28 protein-coding genes are annotated in these 22,276 nt (G+C 31.7%); 4 read left to right on the plus strand and 24 right to left on the minus strand.

Annotated features, from left to right (window positions below; genetic code table 11):
• Positions 1 to 59: 59 nt before the first annotated feature.
• From G8C43_RS01085 to G8C43_RS01095, 3 genes are read left to right on the plus strand one after another with little or no spacing between them, the layout of a single operon-like run.
• On the plus strand, positions 60 to 1,106 hold the full coding sequence (locus tag G8C43_RS01085) for a hypothetical protein (protein WP_255490392.1): 1,047 nt from the start codon (positions 60 to 62) through the stop codon (positions 1,104 to 1,106).
• Complete coding sequence (locus G8C43_RS01090) at positions 1,103 to 2,014, plus strand: glycosyltransferase family 2 protein (RefSeq protein WP_166003478.1); 912 nt, start codon at positions 1,103 to 1,105, stop codon at positions 2,012 to 2,014. Before G8C43_RS01085 ends, G8C43_RS01090 begins: the two co-directional genes overlap by 4 nt.
• 9 nt (positions 2,015 to 2,023) lie before the next feature.
• The gene (locus tag G8C43_RS01095) at positions 2,024 to 2,947 is read left to right on the plus strand and encodes a glycosyltransferase family A protein (protein ID WP_166003480.1); all 924 of its coding nucleotides are present in this window, start codon (positions 2,024 to 2,026) and stop codon (positions 2,945 to 2,947) included.
• 96 nt (positions 2,948 to 3,043) lie between these two features.
• On the opposite strand, the gene G8C43_RS01100 is transcribed toward G8C43_RS01095, so the two are convergent.
• From G8C43_RS01100 to G8C43_RS01185, 18 genes are all read right to left on the minus strand, one after another.
• Positions 3,044 to 5,698, minus strand: a complete 2,655-nt coding sequence (locus G8C43_RS01100) for a hypothetical protein (RefSeq protein WP_166003483.1) — start codon at positions 5,696 to 5,698, stop codon at positions 3,044 to 3,046.
• A 249-nt stretch (positions 5,699 to 5,947) separates the two neighbouring features.
• Entirely contained in the window at positions 5,948 to 6,928 is a 981-nt protein-coding gene (locus G8C43_RS01105; RefSeq protein ID WP_166003486.1) for a hypothetical protein, read from the minus strand.
• A gap of 157 nt (positions 6,929 to 7,085) precedes the next feature.
• Entirely contained in the window at positions 7,086 to 8,087 is a 1,002-nt protein-coding gene (locus tag G8C43_RS01110; protein ID WP_166003488.1) for a hypothetical protein, read from the minus strand.
• A gap of 18 nt (positions 8,088 to 8,105) precedes the next feature.
• Positions 8,106 to 8,594 carry a hypothetical protein gene (locus G8C43_RS01115; RefSeq protein ID WP_160542230.1) on the minus strand — a complete coding sequence of 163 codons (489 nt, stop codon included), beginning with the start codon at positions 8,592 to 8,594 and terminating at the stop codon, positions 8,106 to 8,108.
• A complete protein-coding gene (locus G8C43_RS01120) occupies positions 8,584 to 9,462 on the minus strand; it encodes a nucleotidyltransferase (RefSeq protein ID WP_255490393.1) in 879 nt (292 codons plus the stop codon). Before G8C43_RS01120 ends, G8C43_RS01115 begins: the two co-directional genes overlap by 11 nt.
• Positions 9,463 to 9,465: 3 nt before the next feature.
• The gene (locus tag G8C43_RS01125; RefSeq protein WP_160542229.1) at positions 9,466 to 9,777 is read right to left on the minus strand and encodes a hypothetical protein; all 312 of its coding nucleotides are present in this window, start codon (positions 9,775 to 9,777) and stop codon (positions 9,466 to 9,468) included.
• Position 9,778: 1 nt separating this feature from the next.
• Positions 9,779 to 10,111, minus strand: coding sequence for a hypothetical protein (locus tag G8C43_RS01130; RefSeq protein ID WP_160542228.1), 333 nt, complete (start codon positions 10,109 to 10,111; stop codon positions 9,779 to 9,781).
• A gap of 1 nt (position 10,112) precedes the next feature.
• A complete protein-coding gene (locus tag G8C43_RS01135) occupies positions 10,113 to 10,400 on the minus strand; it encodes an oxidase (protein ID WP_160542227.1) in 288 nt (95 codons plus the stop codon).
• On the minus strand, positions 10,397 to 10,606 hold the full coding sequence (locus G8C43_RS01140) for a hypothetical protein (RefSeq protein WP_160542226.1): 210 nt from the start codon (positions 10,604 to 10,606) through the stop codon (positions 10,397 to 10,399). Before G8C43_RS01140 ends, G8C43_RS01135 begins: the two co-directional genes overlap by 4 nt.
• Positions 10,607 to 10,614: 8 nt before the next feature.
• Positions 10,615 to 11,118: a hypothetical protein gene (locus G8C43_RS01145; RefSeq protein ID WP_160542225.1), complete on the minus strand. Its 504-nt coding sequence runs from the start codon at positions 11,116 to 11,118 to the stop codon at positions 10,615 to 10,617.
• A 3-nt stretch (positions 11,119 to 11,121) separates the two neighbouring features.
• Positions 11,122 to 12,093: a hypothetical protein gene (locus G8C43_RS01150; protein WP_160542224.1), complete on the minus strand. Its 972-nt coding sequence runs from the start codon at positions 12,091 to 12,093 to the stop codon at positions 11,122 to 11,124.
• A 5-nt stretch (positions 12,094 to 12,098) separates the two neighbouring features.
• Positions 12,099 to 12,767 carry a DUF6046 domain-containing protein gene (locus G8C43_RS01155; protein WP_166003490.1) on the minus strand — a complete coding sequence of 223 codons (669 nt, stop codon included), beginning with the start codon at positions 12,765 to 12,767 and terminating at the stop codon, positions 12,099 to 12,101.
• Between the two features lie 11 nt (positions 12,768 to 12,778).
• Positions 12,779 to 15,481, minus strand: a complete 2,703-nt coding sequence (locus G8C43_RS01160) for a tape measure protein (protein ID WP_166003492.1) — start codon at positions 15,479 to 15,481, stop codon at positions 12,779 to 12,781.
• A gap of 181 nt (positions 15,482 to 15,662) precedes the next feature.
• Positions 15,663 to 15,968, minus strand: coding sequence for a hypothetical protein (locus tag G8C43_RS01165; RefSeq protein WP_160542221.1), 306 nt, complete (start codon positions 15,966 to 15,968; stop codon positions 15,663 to 15,665).
• A gap of 19 nt (positions 15,969 to 15,987) precedes the next feature.
• Positions 15,988 to 16,401, minus strand: a complete 414-nt coding sequence (locus tag G8C43_RS01170; RefSeq protein WP_105297459.1) for a hypothetical protein — start codon at positions 16,399 to 16,401, stop codon at positions 15,988 to 15,990.
• A 7-nt stretch (positions 16,402 to 16,408) separates the two neighbouring features.
• The gene (locus tag G8C43_RS01175; RefSeq protein ID WP_166003494.1) at positions 16,409 to 17,605 is read right to left on the minus strand and encodes a DUF2586 family protein; all 1,197 of its coding nucleotides are present in this window, start codon (positions 17,603 to 17,605) and stop codon (positions 16,409 to 16,411) included.
• 74 nt (positions 17,606 to 17,679) lie between these two features.
• Complete coding sequence (locus tag G8C43_RS01180; RefSeq protein WP_166003496.1) at positions 17,680 to 18,192, minus strand: hypothetical protein; 513 nt, start codon at positions 18,190 to 18,192, stop codon at positions 17,680 to 17,682.
• A gap of 4 nt (positions 18,193 to 18,196) precedes the next feature.
• Positions 18,197 to 18,628, minus strand: coding sequence for an N-acetylmuramoyl-L-alanine amidase (locus G8C43_RS01185; protein WP_166003498.1), 432 nt, complete (start codon positions 18,626 to 18,628; stop codon positions 18,197 to 18,199).
• A 575-nt stretch (positions 18,629 to 19,203) separates the two neighbouring features.
• Here G8C43_RS01185 and G8C43_RS01190 point away from each other — a divergent pair.
• Positions 19,204 to 19,653, plus strand: coding sequence for a hypothetical protein (locus G8C43_RS01190; RefSeq protein WP_166003500.1), 450 nt, complete (start codon positions 19,204 to 19,206; stop codon positions 19,651 to 19,653).
• On the opposite strand, the gene G8C43_RS01195 is transcribed toward G8C43_RS01190, so the two are convergent.
• The 6 genes from G8C43_RS01195 to G8C43_RS01220 form a co-directional block, all read right to left on the minus strand.
• A complete protein-coding gene (locus G8C43_RS01195; RefSeq protein WP_105297464.1) occupies positions 19,650 to 19,844 on the minus strand; it encodes a hypothetical protein in 195 nt (64 codons plus the stop codon). The two genes, G8C43_RS01190 and G8C43_RS01195, sit on opposite strands and share 4 nt — an antisense overlap.
• A gap of 213 nt (positions 19,845 to 20,057) precedes the next feature.
• A complete protein-coding gene (locus tag G8C43_RS01200; protein WP_166003525.1) occupies positions 20,058 to 20,501 on the minus strand; it encodes a hypothetical protein in 444 nt (147 codons plus the stop codon).
• The gene (locus tag G8C43_RS01205; RefSeq protein ID WP_166003527.1) at positions 20,488 to 21,183 is read right to left on the minus strand and encodes a DUF3164 family protein; all 696 of its coding nucleotides are present in this window, start codon (positions 21,181 to 21,183) and stop codon (positions 20,488 to 20,490) included. The genes G8C43_RS01200 and G8C43_RS01205 overlap by 14 nt, the downstream gene beginning before the upstream one ends.
• A 34-nt stretch (positions 21,184 to 21,217) precedes the next feature.
• The gene (locus tag G8C43_RS01210) at positions 21,218 to 21,484 is read right to left on the minus strand and encodes a hypothetical protein (protein WP_166003529.1); all 267 of its coding nucleotides are present in this window, start codon (positions 21,482 to 21,484) and stop codon (positions 21,218 to 21,220) included.
• A gap of 107 nt (positions 21,485 to 21,591) precedes the next feature.
• Complete coding sequence (locus tag G8C43_RS01215) at positions 21,592 to 22,056, minus strand: hypothetical protein (RefSeq protein WP_166003531.1); 465 nt, start codon at positions 22,054 to 22,056, stop codon at positions 21,592 to 21,594.
• Positions 22,057 to 22,062: 6 nt separating this feature from the next.
• On the minus strand, positions 22,063 to 22,254 hold the full coding sequence (locus tag G8C43_RS01220; protein WP_160542213.1) for a hypothetical protein: 192 nt from the start codon (positions 22,252 to 22,254) through the stop codon (positions 22,063 to 22,065).
• Positions 22,255 to 22,276 lie beyond the last annotated feature (22 nt).

Here is a 22,276-nt window from a genome sequence, read left to right on the forward strand (position 1 = left end):
GAAATTAGTAACGTAAATTTAATAAAAAAACATCTGTGGAATTCTATAGAATGTAAGAATTGATTACATTTGCAGAGCTAGAAGACATTATGATAATAACTTATCCATCAAGAATATATATAATTTGTCCTGCAAATATCTCAACCGGTGGACCCGAAGCATTACATCAATTAAGTCATAAATTACGAACTGTTTTTAAATTAGATGCTAAAATGTATTATATACATAAAAAATCTAATGTAAATCCAAAACCGCAAGTTTATAATATCTACGATACATCAGAGATTGAGACTATTGATGATCATCCCAATAATGTTATTATCATTCCGGAATCCCTTACCAATTATATTTTCAAGTTTAAAAAAAGTAAGAAGATCGTTTGGTGGTTAAGTGTTGATTTCTATTCAATTTGTATGAAGAATCGACACAGAGGATTAAAATTTTATATTTCAAAATATTTTAAAGGTCAGCAAGAAGAGCAAGAGTACCATTTTGAAAATCTTCCTGATGTGTTTCATTGGGCGCAATCTTACCGATCCTATATATATTTAATCGAAAATCATATACCTGAAAATAAGATATCTTTTGTGTGTGATTATATAAATCCTCTTTTTTTAGCAAAAAGTAATCAAATTAAAAATTTAGTTAATAAAGAAAATATAATAATCTATAATCCTAAAAAAAATAATAAAGATTTAAAATCCATACAAAAGAAAAGCTCGAAGTATACATGGATACCTATAAAGAACATGACACCGGATCAAGTGGTTGAAACCATGAAAAAAGCAAAACTATATATAGATTTTGGATACAATCCCGGAAGAGACAAAATGTTAAGAGAATCATCAGTAATGAAATGTATAATTATTTCAGGTATGGGTGGTTCTTCAAAATATCAACAAGATTTGAATATTCCAATGGGATATAAGTTTAAATATGCAAAAAATGAGCTTTCAAAAATTATTGATAAAATAGAATATTCTATGACAAATTATAATCATGCCATTTTGGATTTTAATGAGTACAGAAACGAAGTTCTAAATGAAGAATTAGAATTTGAAAATCAATTACAATTATTTTTTAATAAAAATCCGGCTAATAAATGATATCAGTAATAATTCCCGTCTATAATGTAGAAAAATATTTAAGTAGATGTTTAGATTCTGTAATAAATCAAACTTATTCAAATTTGGAAATACTTCTGGTTAATGATGGATCTACTGATTCTAGCGGATTTATTTGTGATGAATATGCAAAAAAAGATTCCAGGATTGTTGTTATTCATAAGGAAAATGAAGGAACATCAATTGCCAGGAATAGAGGTTTAGACAGAGCAAAAGGTGAGTTCATTGGATTTGTAGACCCTGATGATGTTATATCTGTACATTTCTATGAAATTCTATATAATACATTGATTAAGACGAATAGTGATCTCATTTTATGTAATTTTCAAAATTTCACCCATTTCAATGAAATAAAGGAGGAAAACCGTTCTTTATATAATAGCAATGAATACAATGGAAATAATTTTATTAAAAATTTTACTTACAAGAAAGATACCGTTCGTTATGTAGTTATTTGGAATAAGCTTTACAAACGATATTTATGGGATGAATTAAGATTTCCTGAAAATGTAAAAATATGTGAAGATGAATATGTTTGGTATAAAACTATGTTTAAAGCCCATAAAATATGTGAATTGGATCAAGTTCTTTACTATTATTTTAAAAGGGCAAATAGTATTACCAATAAAGTTTATGAACAATTTTCATATAAGAAAGAAATCGCTTTTATCGAAGCATTGAAAGATCGAATAGACTTTTGTAAGAAAAACAAATTAAATCAATTACTAAAAAGAACAGAAGAATATAGAAATAAATTACTAAGGAAAATATACCTTACAACCCCTAAAAATAAAATTCCGGAATATATAAGCGTTGAACTTTTCAATAATATAAAAAACATTCCTTACTCCAAGCGATTAAAAATTTATTTAAAAAAATCTTTTAAATAAAGTTTCTATATGTACACTTATTCTATAATTATTCCACATAAAAATACACCAAAATTATTGCAAAGATGTCTAAATTCAATTCCTTATAGAGATGATATACAAATTATAATTATTGATGACGACAGTGATTCTTCATATGTAGATTTTAAAAAGTTTCCCGGATACAATAGAAAAAATGTCGAAATATATTTTACCAAAGAGGGTAAAGGAGTTGGGTACGCACGTAATATAGGATTACAAAAAGCTAAAGGAAAATGGCTGTTATTTGCAGATTCCGATGATTTTTTTAATCCAAATTTTTTAAATGCACTAGATAAATATAAAGATAGTACTGAAGAAATAATTTATTATTTGGCTACCAGTGTAGAAAGTAATTCGTTACAGAAATTTACTAGACATTTATATTTACTCAAAACAAGAAAAAAATATTACAAAAAGTTGAGATATAATAAAATAAAAGCAAAAGATCAATTAATATATAAAAATTGGGAAGTATGGGCTAAAATGTTTAACAGAAATTTTATCGAAAAAAATAACTTAATTTTTGATGAAGAAAGAATAGGGGAAGAGGCTTTGTTTGTTATCAAAGCAGGTGAGTTATCTAAAAACTATTCCGTTGATGATTTTCCTCTATATTGTATTACCTATAGAAAGGATAGTTTATGCTTTAGTCTTGATAACGAAAATGATTTTGACGAACGATTCATGGCTAAAACTAGGATAAATACTTATTTAAAGAAAGTTAAAAAAGATAAATTTACTATTGATCTAGATAAAGATTTATTAGAGTCCTATAACTACGGGGGAGCAACCAAAATGAAAGAAATAATGAAAATTATTAAAAATAATGGTAATAAAATACGCTTAAAAACTTATATCAAATATTATATAAGGACAGTTTATAATCCGAAAATTAAAATGTACCTTTTTTAATAATTATATTGTGTATAAAATTACACACATAAATATATAAACTAAAAAAGCCTCTTAAATGAGGCTTTTTTATTAAATAATTAGAATATTAAATTATTATAAAACTGAAAATTCAGAGGAAAATTTATTGTAATCTATTTTTTCATCTTGGATAAAGTCTATTTTGCCCATTTTCTCATTCAAAGATAAAACGCTGACTTGAACTTTCATGTCTGCATCTTCAGATTTAAGAAATAGAGAAAATTGTTGATTTACTTCATTTGTATCCAAGAGAAGTCCTATAAATTTTTTAGTATTATTAGTGGAAAATCCATCTCCTTTATGATTGTCGGCATATGCAATATGTAAATAATGCTTTTTACCTTCGAATTCACCACAAGGTATAGTTATTACATCATCATTGACCGCAAGAAGATCTGTAACTGAGCTCCATGTATATAATTTAGGGTTTTCGATAGTTTGAGAAATACGATCGACATATATTCCTACAAAATTTTTACCTTCAGGCGTATTAGATAATCCATTTCCGTTACTTTCATCAGCATAAGCAACATGAACATATTTATTATCAATACAGATAACAGAATTGCCGGGTAAACCTTTAATCGGGAAAGTCACGCCATTTGTACCATTATCTTGGCTTGTAGGTTGAAAAATATAATCATCTGTTTTTCCAAATTCTTTTTTATAATAAAGCTTATAGTTGACATTATCCGTTTTGTTTTCTTGAAGACCTTTAACTATCCTGGAATTATTTATAACACTTGAACGTATATATGCCGTTGAAATGCTATTATTCAAATTAGCATCAATCCCATCTAATAATAGATTTAAAAATGCCTGACCGTTGAATTGATTAAAAGAAAAAGAACATATCTTCGAAAACTCAGAATCATTAATTTCATATTCATGTGAATAAGTAGCCTTAACTATATCAACATATTTTGTTACTCCCACAGTACCTTCATCATCAGAAACAAGCATAAGGCTTGGTTTAAAATCTCGGTTTAAATCCGCATTAGGCGTATACTCATAATTAAGTCTGTGTTTCCCGTTTATTTTAAACCATTTCTCTTTAAAATCTCCGTAAACTAAAGGATCACTTTTAGGATCTTCCGGTCTTTTGGCATCGATCACCAATTTATTAGTTAATTCAAACCTCATCGGCAAGTTGGCATATGCACCAATAACAACACTGGTATTACCATATACTTGATTGTAACCTTTGGTTATACCGGAACCCAAATAGGTGTTATATTCACCGTAATTTAAAAAATCATATCCGCATTGGTGTCCGATAAATGTATTTTCGCGACCATATAGAGTTTTATATGAAGCATATTTACCAATAGAAATATTACCTCCCGAGGTCATGGGTTTACTTTCTGTAGATGATTTATAATCCACTCCTTTATATTTTCCCAATGCAAGATGACCAATAGCAGTATCATCTGTCAATTGTTGAGCGTTGTAAGCCGCTGCTTGTCCAATCAGAACATTGCTGACAGATTTTTTAACATTCGCACCGGTTAAAGCGCCCATAAACGTATCGAAGTTACAAGATTCTAAATTTTGTCCGGCACCGTGTCCTGCAAATAAAGAGTTGGCGCCGTTTCTTAATTTTGTTGCGGAGTTATGGCCAATGCTGGTGATCCAATCGGATTCTGAACCCATACCATCAAACTCCCTCAATGCATGATTTCCGATTGCTAACATATCGGGACAGGTAACATTTTTCGATAATGCTTGACTTCCGATAGCCAGGTTGTTACGCGTCGATTCGATTTTGCTCTTTAATGCATCTGTACCAAATTTAATATTACCATTGCTATCAGCTCCCAGAGAAGCAGAATTTATAAGTAAATCTTTAGTGGTTGAATTGCCCTTTTCGGTAATTTGTTGTAACGTATCGGTATGATTGATTTTATCTTTAACAACCTCGTCAAACATGGATTCGTTTATACCCCCTTTTTTTATTGAGATCTGATTTTCATTATCTATTTCAATCCCCCCGTTTTCAGTCGCTTTATAAATATCCTGCAAATCAGAGATATTTGCAGTAAAAGTTTTTCCGCTTTCAAGAATAAACTTAATTTCTTTATGATAAGGATCATAGGTAATTTCCGATAAAAAATTATCTTTTATAATCAGTTCATGGGATTCACCATTTTGGTATTGAACCAATAATTTGTTGGTCAGATCATTATATTTGATATCGATAACCGCTTCCTTAACACACGTATTAATAATTTCTTGGATCTTATCTATGGAATACGTTTTATCGGAAGCAGAAGATTTACTATCATCGATCAAGCTGTACACATAATTAGATAAATTTTGCACCACCTTTTTATCCGCCTTATGCTCCAATTGTTCCAATACAATACCAAGAGAAGAGGACTCCGCTTTGGTGGAGAGTTTTTGATCAAAAGTTTCAACAATTTGTTGAATTTTATCTATAGAATAGGTCTTATCCGAAGCATGGTTAAGACTGTCATCAATGATTTCCTTAATGGATTTTTTTAAAGAATCCGTAACATCTTTATCTACTTTACCTTCCAGTTGATTTATCAGGCTGTTGACTAAGGAAGTATCAGATTTATTAGCTAGTATATTATTTATATTTTCAATGATCTCAATCGGTAATTTTTCATCCTTATGCCAATAGCTGTCCATCCACTCCGAGAATTGAGACTCGTCGGGTTTTTTGCCATTTTTAAACCACTGTTTTAAGGTATCTTTTGTTGTCATTTTTTAAATTTTATATTCTTTTTCTTTGAAAAAAATTATGTTGTGAAACCGGATTAGATTAACTGAAATTTTAAATTTCTATAATTAATTATGATGAGTTTATTGGGTTTACTTATGTTTATGAAAATGTGTTATTGAGTAAGAATTTGTACATTCCTGCCATAAAAAATTTTATAAGAAATTGTAATTGAAGTATTTCGGTCAATATTTCTTACTATATACTGGTGATAATAAACTCTTACGTATTAGTTAGTCCACAAAAAATGATACCCCCGAAAAGCTTGTCCAATTATTTCCAAAAGCAGAAGCTCTAACTTCACCATTAGGGTCAATCCTAACATTAGTATTTAAATTAGTAGAACTGGTAGCTATAGGTCTAAATACTACAGATGTTGGACGATATTCTTCAGACAAAATTCCGATCAGTGTTTCGTATTGGTCTAAAGCTAAATTTGGTGATATAGGATGAAAAACCCCCTCGATATATACCTTATTGTTAATTTTTCGATAATAGCATTTATTTAAAAATTGCCCGTTTTCTTTATAGTCTTCGAAATCATTGGTAAAAGGGAAATTAATTTTTTCGGAAGGTTTTATCTCTATATCTTTTTGAACAAACATCGCTTTCGAAAATGAGGATTCTTCATTTTGATGTTGAACCGAAAATGTGTTGTTTAGATTACTATATTTATTATCAACGATTGCATCTTTAACACACGTATTAATAATTTCTTGGATCTTATCTATGGAATACGTTTTATCGGAAGCAGAAGATTTACTATCATCGATCAAGCTGTACACATAATTAGATAAATTTTGCACCACCTTTTTATCCGCCTTATGCTCCAATTGTTCCAATACAATGCCAAGAGAAGAGGACTCCGCTTTGGTGCCGAGTTTTTGGTCAAAAGTTTCAACAATTTGTTGAATTTTATCTATAGAATAGGTCTTATCTGAAGAATGGTTAAGACTGTCATCAATGATTTCCCTAATATATTTTTTTAATGATTCCGTAACATCTTTATCTACTTTACCTTCCAGTTGATTTATCAGGCTATTGACTAAAGAAGTATCAGATTTATTTGCTAGTATATTATTTATATTTTCAATGATATCAATCGGTAATTTTTCATCCTTATGCCAAAAGCTGTCAATCCACTCCGAGAATTGAGACTCGTCGGGTTTTTTACCATTTTTAAACCACTGTTTTAAGGTATCTTTTGTTGTCATTTTTTTTATTATTTTGTATTTATATAAAGAATATAAAGGTTTGGTCCGCTGATAAGGTTGGTTAGGTTTACTATAAATTTTATTTAAATAATATAGGGTATATCTAAAAATTTAATAAGTAGTTTTTATATTTCAATACAATTAGTAAGAAACTGAATTATCCAAAAACTGCTTTATTTAATCTGTCAATTTGTTGCTGTAAATAGCTATGAGCAGAAAGATTTTCATGATAAAGTTTACCATGATCATCTTTGGTAACCCTACCATCAATTTGATTTTGAAGGTATTGATGAGCATCCATATTTTCGTTATAAGAATTAGTAAAATCTTTTAAGGTTACTCGACCATCAATTTGTTTTTGTAGGTATTGATGAGCATCCATATTTTCATTGTAAATATTAGCAAAATGTTCTTCGGTCACTCGACCATCAATTTGTGCTTGAAGATATTGATGAGCATCCATATTTTCTTTATAAAAATGGGCATACTGATCGTGAGTAATTCGACCGTCTATCTGTTTTTGAAGATAGGTATGTATATCTTCATTTTTTTTATTGAAGTTATCGAAATCACTTAAGGTTAACCTTCCGTCAATTTGTTCTTGAAGATACGCTTGAACTTCTTTATTCTTGTTATAAAACTCACCGTATTCATTTTTAGTTAATCGTCCGTTGATTTGTTCTTGAAGATGAGCTTGATGTTTTTTGCTTTCATCGAGGTGTTGATCAAAAACTTCATAAGGAACTCTTCCGTCTATTCTCCAATCCAACCGTTTAAAATCTTCAGTAATCAAGCTAAGATCCGGTACTCGTTTAAATTCACTCCAGGAATAGGAGACAGCTCCCGAGCCAAAAGTGGCATGTCTGATAACAATGGTTACCTTTTTTTCACCATTTTCAAATTCATACTCTTTATTTTCTTCAATTATAGTGATGGATTCTTGTTTAGTTCCTTCAGCTAAAATAAAAATTTCATCGTCTATTTGAATGAGCCCTTGGGTTATCTTAGTGCCATATTCTTCACATCCGCAAATTATTGCTCTTCTTCCGGCCATACGTCCTATACCGTTAAGAAATGGTCTGAACATTTGTTGCAAAAACTCTAAAGTGTCTGTTTGCAAGGGAAATCCACCGGTTTGATTAAATTTAATATAATCCATTTTTAGTTACTTATACGTTTATAATTTTTCAATTTTGTATTTTTTATTCGCTAGCTTGTAATAATCAATAATTGCTTTTATTTTATTTATATTATCGATTAACAGCTCATTGGGTACTTTAACTACAAAGTTTATGGAAGTTAGATTATAGTCAGAAGCCTGTCTTAAATACATGGGGCCGCAATCGGTTGATGAGCTGTTTCCCAATTTATAGGGCTTGTTTTCTCCTTCAGTATAAATATAATTTTGTTTATATATTTGAGAATCCGAAATAAGTATTCTTCTTTCTACAGGGTCAAAACGATCATTTAGAGTTTTGCGCAGGTAGCATACTTGTGAATTGTGGTTTAACTTATATATATTTTCATTTCTTAGCAATAACCAATCGTAATGTATACGGGATAACGGCTTTACCAGGCTCAGTAAAAATTTGATTTCTCGGGCTTTTCTAAGCACCGTGGGTAAATGTAAAATTGCCAGTTTTTTTATATTTATATTATACCACATTGTAATCTATTTTTACTAAATTTTCCAACTTATTATCTCCATTGTTTTTTATAGTGGTAAAATATCCGGAATTAGGGATTATACTCATCGTAAAGTCAATTGGATTTCCGTAATTCTTGGTTTCAGGATCGATCCATGAAGACGAAGCTCGGTAAATATTTACGTCTTTAACCCCCGGAGTCAGCTGCAATTTGTCCACCAATTTCGACAACATTAATTCTCCATTAAAAGGTAATTCAAGTAAATATTGACGTATTGTGGTTTCCACCGGTTGTATATTTCCATTTAATGGGGCTATGGCGTTTCCGTGTTCATCCAATACCAATGGATCAATTTTTATTGTAATATTTAAATATAATAAATCAGGCAGATAATTGATGATGGTTAACGGTACACCCGCATCTTTAATTTCTTCCATGTATGCTGTAAAAGAGTTTACTTCACCCGTGGTTAAAGGCACCAATTCACCATTTTTTTCACCGGCCACTTTTACAATAAGTCTGCTTTGAGTGCTGTCCTCAGTTATGGCAGAATATTTTACTACTTTACTTGCTTCTATCTGATCATCGGTATACCCTTCATTATTAAATATATCCGTATCCGGATATAAATCAAATCCATATTGAAAGGCCAATGCTTTATTTCTGTACCATTTTGCCGAATGCGGTTTCAATTCGGCAATTAAGCTGTCTACTTCCTCTTTATGTCGGTCAAACAGCAATTCTAAATTAAATATGGTATAGGCTATTACATATACAAACAATCTCCATATTGAGGTTTTTGAGGTAGAATCCAACGGATCCAATTCACGATATTTTCCTTTTTCGTTTAAAATTTCTTCTGTTATGTCCTTAAGTTTCCTTGCCATATCTTAACTATTTTTTAATGCTTTAGGCTTAAAGTTTATATTTATAATCATCTCTCCAATTTCCAGATCTACCAGATTGTTAATAAAATCATCGGATATGGAGGTAGCGGGTAAAAATCCTTTTCCTTCGTAATACTCAGAAACTATTTTATTATAATATCGTGTATTGGGAATGATCAGTTCTTGCCCTGTTGTAAGATCGTCCGTAATGCTTATATTATTAGCCAAAGCTATCTCAAAGGCAGCTTCAGCTGTTCCTCGATATTGGACGGCTACATCCAATAGGGATTGATTATTACGAATAATTATTTTCATATTACAGTTGTTTTTTCAAGTCTTCAATCCTCCTTTTTAAGGAAATATTTTCTTTTCGCAATATTTTTATCTTATTTTTCAATGCCATTATTTCATCCCTTAAAAGTTGTTCACGACTTTCGTATAATGTTATAATGTTTTTATATTTTTTTTCATAACAGATCCCCAGATCTTCCAATGCCTCTTTATAAATATTAACAGCTCTTGCTCCATGATCTATGGCTGCATTATGATTATTGTTGGAATCTTTTTTTCGATTATAAAACCATCCTCCGAAACCGGCCGTCAGCACGGTTAAAAATTCTCCTACATAGGTTGTAAATAATTCTTTCATATTATCCGTATTCTGCATCTATAATCATATTATCTTTGGACTTAAAAAGTAATTTTTTAACTCTCATTCCATCCGATATAAATTGCTTATGCGCTTCAAATTCGCATTCGTCCATACAGGAATCCAAAATATAATTTTCAATTCCCACGCCCAGCATCGGATCTTCTTTGAATTCTCCCGGATTGGCTAAAAGTATCAACGCTTGATGTTGTAAAGTTGAATTTTCAACTACAAAATCTCCGTTTTCGATTTTAAGCTCACCTTCATTTGTAATTAATATGTCTCTCATTCCAATTTTCCTTTAAAAGTTCCGTTTACCGGTCCGTTGGGAGCAGATAAACCGCCATCATATTTTATAGTAGCTGTTTTTACATAGCTGTCTATCAATTCACTTAATCTCTTTGAAAATTCTTCTATGGATGAATCTTCTCTGGTATGCATGTCAGTTAACAATTTTTTTATGCCTGATTGTAAACTTCCTTTATTTAGTGCCATTTTAACATCTATTTTAAAAGTGATTTAAATCCCGTTTCAAAATCAATTAATTTTTTTTGAGTATCCGGTAAAGGAGTTCCGCTGGCTCCTGTTGATGTAAATACTTTCAATCCCTTGAGAGTATCAGTCAGCAGCTGGAACAGGTCTATTAAACTGCGAGAGTTATTTTTTATACAAACTTTTCCATCAGTACTGTCCAGCAACAAGACCAATCCGTTTTGGTTGATTTCTATTTTTTCAATTTCATCTACCTTGATTATCATCAAATCAGAAAGCTCGCCGCTGATACTCAAGGCCACAACTCTGGAACCTATTTTAGGGTACTGAATCATATAGTTTTCCGAACCACCATAACTAACCTTTAACCTCACATCGGTAATAATCAAATCTTCATCCAATGCCAATGAACAGGTTTCTTTTTGTAATTCCGTAACAGTCCCTATAATTGGGAAATTAGGATTTGCACCAACCAGTTGTTTTATTAATCGTTTTATTTTTTCTCCTTTTTCCATAGTTTAAACTGATAAAAGTATACCCGGTGTAATGGTTCTTTTTCCTCCGGAAGAACTAAAACTGGTTTTAACGCTTACTACGTAATACTTGCTGTTTTTATCCGGATAATCTTCATCTGTTATTTTTGCTGAATAACTAGGCTCAACATAGGGCAGAAGCCAGGTATCAAAAGTACCTTCGTATCCGTCGTATGCATGCTTGGTATATTCATATTTTGCTCGTATTTTAAGTGAAGCCAGCGCTATGCTTGATATTTTAACAGTTTTTTTCTCTCCATCTTCATTGCCGTAAGTCTCGGTAAGCACTTTACCGTTTTTATCTGTTGTTTCAACAGTAATTTGAATTTTTTTGTCTGACGCTTTTTTATATTCTAAAGAGGCTTTTTCTATATTATGTTGCATTGAATATTTGACTTCGCCTTTTTTTTGAGCATAAGGAGGATGAATATGGAGTACTTTATTTTCGGTATCTAAATATATATTTCCTGCGGATTCTTCCTGTAATTTTTTCAATACATCATAAGCCGTTGTTCGAAAGATGACGAATTTTTCATAGTAAAGTTCATAGTCACAGTTCAAAGTATATTCGGGCATGACTTGATTTAGCAGGGTTTGAGCAATTTTGTCAATAGAAGTAGGCTTTAATTCCTCATTTTTTACCGGTTTTCTAAATACATACATATCATCCTCACAAAAAATTTTTAAACAGCTGTCTACATTGGTTATTCTTTGCACGTATCCGCTAAACTCATTGATTAAAACATCGTCGTATCCTAATTTAATTTTTACTTGAGAACCTATCGGAATCTTTTTTTCGAGATTCAAAGGACGATTGGCTATGTATTCAGGCAAGATGATAACAGCGGTGGCTACTAAAGAATCAACAGATTTATTTATTTCACATTCTGCAATTACAGGCAAATTAAATTTTTTAGATTCGTGGCTGAATTCTATGTCCCATGACAACTTATACATATATTTTAGTCATTTAAAAGTTTAAACAAATCGTAGGTAGAATCACTCACTGCTTTAATTTCATATGCCTGTACATTTTCACCTTTGGTGAACGGAAATGTAAAATCTTCAACTACTATTCTGGTAATGTCTAATAATTTCAGCGGTTGACAATCAATTTCAATTCCTTGCGGATTGAGAATAAAGTCTTTAAGCGCTCTAAAATCTTCTTTAGGATAACAATCATCAACAGATCCGGTTTCTAAAGCTCCATATAAGGCACCGGTTATCGTAATTTCGTAATCGTCTTGACTCCAATATTCTTTTATAGTACCGAACAAATTTTTGTCATTTCCTTTTTTAGCTACTTCTCGCTTGATGATATTGTTTTTACCTGAGATTGTAATCATAGGTTCATAAGGCAATAAATACCATTGGCTGTCATTGATATTTCTGATTTTTACGGGAAAAAATTGTTTATCCTCCGGAATTTGTTCCGGCATAACCATGAATTTATCATTCCAATCTACTTCCTGATAAGTAAATCTTGACTTATTTTTAAGAGGTAAAAAAGGTTTTGGTGGCAACACATGTTTAGCTAATTCATTTTCAAGTGCTTCAAACCGTGGTAATTTTTTGGCCACCTTTGAACCTAATAAACCGGCCAATAATAAATTTTTATTATTAATTTTCATACGTTTATTTTTTATCCTACTGAATAATTTGCCATGGCTAATAATCGTAATAGTGCGTCTGCAGTTTGATCAACCATTTTATCCGTTGTTTCGTTGAAATCTTTACCTTGAATATTTAATACTCCGATTAAATCTTTAATGGAAATATTTATTGTGCTGGATTTTTCTCCACCGGTAACAATAGAGCTATTGGTTGCTGCTCCTGTTGCTTTTATCGATGGATTTACAGTTTTTAATGAATTAGCCGATGTTTCATCGGTTAATTTTTTAGGCGGTGCAATTTTATTTTTAGGATTATATTTTTCCAAAGTATCACTGATGAAAGATAATCCGCCTTTGTCGTTAAATAGACTATTGTCCGTAGTGGTTTTGTTGTAACTGTCAGTAAGTAACGAAAAATTTTTATTGATTGCTGTTAAACTCTCAGCTCCGGCATTGTTAGAAGATACCTCAGTAGTATTGTCTAAAATAATCGGACTCTCTTTATCAGAACTGGTTTTAAAAGATAAACTTCCTCCAATTTTTTTAAAGTGATCCCAAGCATTTAACATACTATCAGCCATGTCGTTAATTAATAGCTTACGTTCATCACTACGTTTTTTAGCATTTTCTCTGATTTGTTTTAAATGTTCTTCTGCTGATTTTTTATTCCAAAGCTTAGAAAACGTATACCAAGCAATTTGTAATTGTTCTATACCGGTTAAAAGTATATCTTTAAAATTCAACCACGAAAGTTTCAGATATGAAATTCCTGCATCCCATAATGATTTGACCATTTCCATGGTATGATCCCAAGCATCACCCCAACCTTCCACAGAGTTTATTAGAAGATATATAAAGGTTATTAACCCCACGACACCGGCTATAATAAGTCCGATTGGATTGGCAATCATAACTCCATTGAGGATTGCTTGAGCTACAGCAGCCAAGCCCATAACAAATTTATATGTCATAAATGCAGATGCTAAACTCACTATAATCGCTTTGAGAGTTGTTATTGCACCTTTACCGATGGAAAACTTATTCAATACTTCACTGAAAAAGTCAGTAACATCAAACAAAGTATCGGCTAAAAATAAGGCAGCGTCAATTAAATCCAAAAACATATGAACCATAGGGGCAATGATTTCATATAATCTGAATAATACATTATTTAAATTATTGGTAGTACTTTGTAAATGACCTCCCAACGTATTGGACAATTGATTGGCAACTCCAAAGAATTGGCCCCCTTCTGAGGCCGCTGATTGAAAAGCGTTGGTAACCATTTGGGCAGTAATAGTACCATTCATCATTTCTTCATTAACCTTATCCATGCTTAATCCGGTAGTCCTGCAAATTTCATTCAGAGGATTGAAACCTGCCTCAACCATAGCCAGTAACGAGTCTTCGGTAAGTGTACCCATATTTATTACTTGGGCTAAAGAAGAAGTAAGAGAATCCATGGCATGAGTATCACCCATGGATATGTTACTGATGGCATCCAAATTAGGCACGACCTGATCCGCATTCATTCCACTTTTTAATAGTGTTTGAGCATTGCTTTCCAGAGTGGATTGATCAAAAATCTTTACTTTTTTCGACAGATTTGTAATATCATCCATCATTTTTTTAGCAGAACTCTTTGAACTAAGTAAAACCTCAAACTTTTTTTTGCTTAATTCTTTTTGAATTCCCATATTCAAAAAATCGACAAATGCTTCTTGTGGAAACTTAAAATTTAATTCATTTTCACTGCCATTTGTTTCAGAATCAGAAGTACTGTTTGTACTATTTTTTCCGGATTTTTGATTATTTGAACTCTTTTTAGATATGCCTCTTTTACCAAAATTTTTTACTTTTGATGCAGCTTTAGTAACGGTTTTTTGAACCACGGATCCTAATTTTTTAGAAAATCCAATGGTTTTGCCTAATCTACTATTAGAAACAGTTTTTTGAAGCGCAGATCCAAATCTTTTAGAAAATCCAATGGTTTTACCTATTATATTAGAAACAGATTTATAAATTATAGATCCTAATTTTTTAAAACTATTGGCTGTTTTAAGTATAGTTTTTAGAATAAAAGGAGCTATTTTTTTTGTAAGTCCTGATGAATTAGCTATCTTATTATAAATAGTTTTTAAAATTATAGGTCCTAATTTTTTAAAAATATCTGCTGTTTTAACAAAAGTTTTTTGAATTACAGGTGCTATTTTTTTAAAACTATCCGCAGCTTTAATAAAATTATCGGCAAAGATTTTATGAATTCCGGGTCCAAAATTTTTAAAATATTCTGTTGCTTTAAATAAATTACCTATAACGGAATTCTGAATTTCAATTCCTGATTTATTAGAACTTTCCGTTGTATTAGTAAAATTATAGGAAACGTTATTTTGAGCTCCGGATCCTGAATTATTAGAAAGTTCCACTACATTTTCTAAAGAATTGGAATTGATACTTTTAATAGTATAACCTAATTTTTTAGAATTATTCTCTAATTTTTCTAAAGTATTGGTTACGGATTTTTGAATTTCTGATATTGATCTATTAGAATTTTCCGCTGCTTTAATTAACTTTTTAGATGTCTTGGAAGCTAAATTGCCTAATCTTGCGTGTAAACTTATTGTACTTATATAAACCAATTCTTGCATTTTAAATGATGCAGAATTGTTACCCATACCCATTTTTTGTATGGCTTTTAGAACATTATCGGTTATCTCTTTTGAGTTTTTCACTAGGTATGACATTAATTGGCATTAGTTGAATTTTCTTTAATCCGGATATAATTAAGCTCTTGCATTCTTTCTGCCCATTCTTTATCTGTTAATATATCCGGATCTATATGAAAATAATATCTGAGCATGGCATGGCTCAAACGTATCCATTCTACATTTTCCTCGACGATCTTGGCAGCGGCTAAAGCTTTTCCAATTCCGCTTGTTTTATTTCGATTAGCTCGCTTAATTTAGCGGAAGCACCTAAAAAGTAAGAATCATCGGTTTTTATTTCTTCATCTCCCCCTAACCAACAATTGGTAAGAATAACTTCATTAAACTTCATAGGATTAGTTGAACTTGCAGCAGTTGCGGCAGCTAAGATTTTCCTGTCCGGTTTTTTTAGATAGGCCTCTTTATCTTCAACAATTAATTTAAAAATTTCTTTGTGTTTAGCTTTCCATGCCTCGATTTGTTCTTGGCTGATTGGGTTAGTTTGAGTATTCATAATTTTTTTTAATTTCTAATTAGCATTGAGATATTACATCAAGAGCAATAAACGGAAGGGTAATTTCCATGAATTTGTCTCCTTGTTTAAATTCTTTTCCGGCCTCTGTAAAACGTACACCTGTGATACGATCCATAATTAACATATCTCCATTGGTTGGGTTACCATAGGCACCTACTAAATCTAAACAAAGGTTAAGTATATCTCTGTTTTTAGCAGAAGCTACTAAACTTTCATATTCTGATTGCAGTAATGTAATTTCACCTTCTATGGAAACATTTCCGGATTGAATTGCTCGTGCATTTCTGCCTTTTCCATATACGGCTTCTCTTTCTATTTTTCGGGTATATTTTACACCTCTGATTCCGGTTAAATCTTTACCTCCTAACGTAGCAGTAAAATCTGCCCATTCATATTCTCTACTGTTAAACATTTTTTTATTATTTTTTAGTTATATCAAAGCCTAATAACACATCTACAAATCGGTTATATCCGTGAGGACGAACTCGAGCCACAACATTTATTCGGGATGTTGCCACAACGTTTTGAGACGGATCTACAAATATTTTAACTCCATTATCTCTATTTTCAATGTTAGAAGACAATTCACCGTAGTTTGTCATAAGCGAAACCAAAGCATTTTCAAGATCACCTTCTATACATTTGGCATAAATAGGGTTGATGGTTCCGTCGATTTCCAAATCGATATCATCCAATAAATAGTTGATTAATGTTTGATACGTAATTCGGTATGCTTTGTCAATTACTCTTCTGTTAGTAAGATAATGATAGTCATCACTCACCGGGCTGGCTGTATGGTCGTCTGTAAAATAATAGCCTGATTTTCCAACATGAGTTCTGAAGGAGATAAACCCTTTTTCATTTAAAGCTTCTACATCAAAAGTTTCTGCCGGTTCATTTGCAATGTAAGCATGTAAATTGCTTAAAGCCCCGTCTCTAACTTTTCCAATATTTTGATGTACTTGATTTTTTGCCAATCTGCCGGCTACGATACCGATGGCTGAACCTTTACCTTTTTCTGTATCACCTAAAAGTATGGATACACGGTTGTTGGAATATTCGAATAAGTTTGGTAATTCAATTACATTACCGGTAAATCCGTATCCTTCTAAAACCACAAAGAAAGGTGCATACTTAGATTTTGTGTAGCTTTCTGCTAAGGATTGAGCATTGGTTGCAGTTAGTAACACCTCTTCATCTAATCCGTTAACGATGGTTAAATTCTCATTATCATCAGAACATTTAGTAAAAATACCGGTAAGCTTACCATTGGCAGCATCTAATAATTTTTCAACCGGTGCTTTTCCTGTAACTTCGTCCACTGAAAACCAATTTGAGGTTTTTGTGCTTTTAGGCATACCCAGTAACCATAATTCACGCCCTTCTCCGCTTTCTTTATAAAATTCAGAAAGGGTTTTATATAAATTTTGGTTCGTTGACGATACTATGCCCAATTGAGCTACTTGTTTCATGGATTTAACCATGTAGGGTTTATTCAATTCGAAAAATTCAGTAGCTTCTGCATGTGCCACTAATCCGAATACGCCATCCGAATTGGCTGCTACTGCTCCTAGAACACCATTGTCAAAGTCTATGGTTATTTTTGGTAAATTCATTATTAGTTAATTTTGATTTTTGATTATTGATGTTATTTATCTTATTTGTTTTTTATGATTGATTGTAATACACTTTATTTCTTAATACCCTTTCTAAGTAGATAGATAATGAAAGTACTTATGAATAATAAAGTCACAATTTTACCTGTCCCTAAACAAAAACTTTCCCAGCGTGATAAATTTTTAAATTCGGTATGGGTTATGGTTTCGGTTTTAAATTCTTTTGTGTGATGTTCTTTCCAAGTGGCCACTAATTCTTGCGCACGAGTTTCACAATCCACGGTAAGAATATTATCCTTAATTTGGATTTTAGGGAATTTTAGATGGTTTTTTCCGGATTCTGATTGGATGATCTCTTTAATTACAGCTTTTCCGTTTCTCCATTCAATTAAAGCCTTTAAAGAACTTGTATCGGGTTGGATTTTAAAAATCGAATCTCTGATTACTTCATTATTAGTTATTTTTTTATCTGTGAATCGATCAGGGGTTGCTATTTTATTATTTTCATTACAGCTTATCAAAAGCATAGTAAAGAATACGGGAATAATAAAAATTACGACGATCTTCTTATAATTGTACGATTTCATTTCTTTAAATATTTTTATATTCTTCTATGGCATCAAAACTTGGACAAGTGGTCTTGGCAGATGCAAAATCTCGATGTCCCAGTATTTGAGCATTTGGATATAATTTTCTTAATTCTTTAAGTAATTCAATCAGACTTTTTTTTTGGGCCGGATTTCGTGTGTCTTTAGCTTTCAAGTTTTTGTCAGCTCCTCCTATATAGCAAATACCTATGGCATTTTTATTATGTCCGGCAACTTGGGCAGGTATCCTGTCTACATCCCTTCCCGGTTCAACAGTACCATCTAAATCTATGACGTAATTGTATCCGATTCCGGTCCATCCTCTTTCTTTATGCCAACGATCTATGTCTTTGGCCTTATCGTTCCTTCCTTCGGGAGTCGCGGCACAGTGTATAACCAAATATTTTATGGTTCGTATAGATTTTTTAAGGTTCATATTGCTATTTTATTAAATACTGTCTGCCTGCGATTCATTCGTGAATTTCGTTTTAACGCGTTGGTTAACCTTTTGCTTAGCAGACAATATTTTTTTATTTGGTTTATTTTCTTTGTATGCTTTCAAATGATTTTTTTTAATGACGGATAATTCTTTTACCGTAACTAATCTTTAATCGTTCGAAATTTTATACGGCAAAATTGAATCATAAAAGATTGCAAGTAAAGAAAGTTGTAAAGCTTCTTGACAATCTTGTAAAGTACTTGCACAGAAGTGTCAAGTTTCTTTACAAACTAATAAAAGTTGCGTGTATTTTCTTAGATATTTGTTTAAAACCATAGTACAGGTTACTCTTAGACGCGGGTAATTATGATCTACAGCCGAATTATTTTTCAGCGATGTATCGGTTACTTATTAATTAGTGATTTTAGTAAAGAGTAACCTTTTTTAAGAATATAAGTTTTTATAAGCAATTCATTATTGATAAAATTTTCAACAGGAAAGTATTAGAGAAAGTTCGTTAAATAATACTTTTTATGTTGATGTAAGATATTTATTAACCAAATTTATAATTAATGATCGAAATTTTAGAATCTCTACAGGCGAGAATAGCTGAAATTAAGGAATTTTCATATGTTGGAGAAGATTGGGGACAATTAAATTATGAGGAAATCCCTTACCCTTTATCTTGGCCTTGTGCATTAATTTCTATTAAAGAAGCTACTTTCGAAGATAATGGAAAAAGCAAGTCAATGACTTCCCATCATAAACAACAAGGTTTTATAACGTTAGACATAACGGTTGCTACTTTAAAATTTTCAAGTCAAAACAGTAATTCTGAGGATGTGCAAGCAAATGCTTGGGAAGGTTGGAATTATTTAAAAAAAATACATGAAAAATTGCACGAATGGAGACCGAAAAGTTTTTGCGGGACCTTGAAAAGATCTTCTTGGAAATCTGTCCTAAGAGAGGATGGTATTCAAGAACTTCATGTATTCTATACGATGAGTATATCCAATTGCTAGTTTAAATCGGAATCCGGAGTAAATATGATCGTATATAAGGTTTGTCTGGATATAAAAAACTTGGGATAAATAAATTGTCTGTATATTTGAGTAAGAGGCATACCGTTATTGCGTTTAACTTGTAAACGGTATTCTTCTTTTATGGCTCTGTATCTTAATTTTGTATTATTTCGTAAGTTTTTGGTACTCATTTACACAAAATTATTATTATTGTATGAAATATCCAAATAATGATTTTTTTGTGATTTTTTGGCAGTTAGAATGATGTAACCTCTTATCATTTTATTGTTCGATCGATTGAACATATTCTTTTATACAGCAATTATCGCTCATTGATGACCCTGTTTTTTTTACTAGTAAAATGCACAATCAAAATATTTTTCAACAGGTGGCGTCGGTATTTCTCAATCCATTTTTTTATACTTAAACTTAAGTATTCCTTCTAAGGCCGTTATTAGTTTACTGCATTCTTTTACTGACATTTCTAATAAAGGTTTTCTTACCGGTGATTTTTTACTTGCTATAAATTTTCCCAGAGTATTTAAATCGGCGACTATACGGTTATGTTTTTCATTAAAAATAGTCCAATTTAAATCGTAACATAAACGTAATAGAGTTAAATGCTGTTTATTATTTTTATCAAACTTTCCCCAGTGGGTATATGTTTCTTTGAGAGCAGCAATTAACCTGTTTGCTTCTTCATCGGTAAGATCTTTGGTGCTGGTTACCCTCCCGTGAGTAAAACGAAAAATCAACTGTTGACGCAGGGCAGGGTCTTTTTTTACTTCTTCGGAGAATAAACTGAAAAGTTGCTTGATTTGATAGTCATGTACTTTAGGTGTTTTCATCTTGTTTATGTTTTTCTGGAAGTAAGAATGTTAAATCAAAATCTTTTGGAAAATCCACGGAGGCGATGGAGAGATTTATGGTTACTTTATGACCCAACTCATCGAGGTAATGAGCTTTTATGAAAAAGCTGGAACGGGTTGGCTTATAGGCTTGTTGTATGATACGAACCCCATCGGTGAAAGTTTCGTGATCCAACTTATCGGCTAATGAAATTAATTCAAGCACACGGGAACTTTTTAAATTTCCTTTGGCATCTTTTTTTAATAGTTGATTAATGATGGTTATAGTATGGGCGTCGGCCGCTTTCTTGGCTAGGAACCTTATGTATTCATTTATTTTAGCTATTCCTGAGTTTACCGTGTCATCCCAATTATCGGTAACGTGATAGCCGATGGTTACAGACTCGCCGTTTGCGGTAGTAAATGTATGGGATTGTTGTTCTTCTTTTACTCCGTATATGGAGTATTTTAATTGAATAAGTTTTTTTAAGGCAGAAAAGGTAAATTTTTTGGAAGAGCGAAGTTCTTGGGAAGTTTTAATTAGATGGTGGATGACTTCCGGTATGGTTTCTTCAACTAACTCTTTATAAGCTATCCGGTCCGATTCTTTTTCTTTTTTTTTCTTTTTTAAAGCTTCTAAAAGCTCTTTTTCGGTTACTGTGCTTAGATCTGGTATGGACATGTTATGATTGATTTTAAATTAAAGTTTTTAAAAGCTAGTTAGTTTTTATTTTCACTTTTTGGCCGAAATGATTTTCTTCCCAATGCATCGTAGGGCGTTTCCATTCGGTTCTTCTGATTTCCAAAAGTTTGGTAAATAATTTTTCCTGCAATGAAAGGGGAAAAGAAGGGGGCTGACATCTTGTAATCTTGCCTATGTTTCGATGTATTTCACAGCGCTCTGCTAAGTTTAAAAATTTCTTTTCTTCCGTATCATAGGATAAAAGATCTCGTAATATTTCAATATTTGCCAATAGTTTCATGTTAACATTTATTTTCGTCTCTTCGTATTAATTCTTTTAGTATTCGTGTTCTTTCCATACGGAGTAAAATTCTAAGCAAAATGCTTCCTTGTTGATATTTATCTAATTCACAGCTCAACCGATACACGTGATCTTCTAATTCGGTTTCGCTCCATTCCTTTAGAGGTATTTGATTTAAGGGTAGTGGTTTCATGTTTTTGTATTTTTTCTTTTAAGGCTTTCATTACTAAATTATTAGGGTAAATATGTTGGTAGCTTGATAAGCTGTGCGCCGAGGCAAATGCTTCGTTGAGGGCATCTGTTTCGAGTGAATTTATATGGGTTTCATTTTCAGATATTCCGACTACTCCGAATGCTTCTTGTGTTCGGATATTCCATTGGGTTGACCACCACTTCCAATATTGGGGAAGAGAAAGTAATATTTGTATGTATTCTTCTTTATATTTTTGAGGACAGGTATATCCCAAGTTTTCGGCAAATTCGCATCCCGTTTCAAACAGATTGGTTTGATAGTCTTCTTGTGATGTTTTTGTAAGTCGGCAAAAATTAATTTGTGTATGGGTTGGTTTCATAGTTGTTTATTCATCAGATAAAATAATAGATTCATCATTCATCAGGGTAACCCGGAAAAAAGGATCTATAAATAATTCTTCATTTACTTTAATTGTGTTTAATAGGCCATATTTAAACTCTTCTTTGGTTTGCTCTAGCATTACTTCCATATCGTCAGGTAAATCATTGATTTTTTCTTTTAGTTCTTTTACTGTCATAAATGTTTATTTCGAGTTAGTT

The organism is Apibacter sp. B2966 (assembly GCF_011082485.1).
In the GTDB taxonomy this organism is placed as follows: domain Bacteria; phylum Bacteroidota; class Bacteroidia; order Flavobacteriales; family Weeksellaceae; genus Apibacter.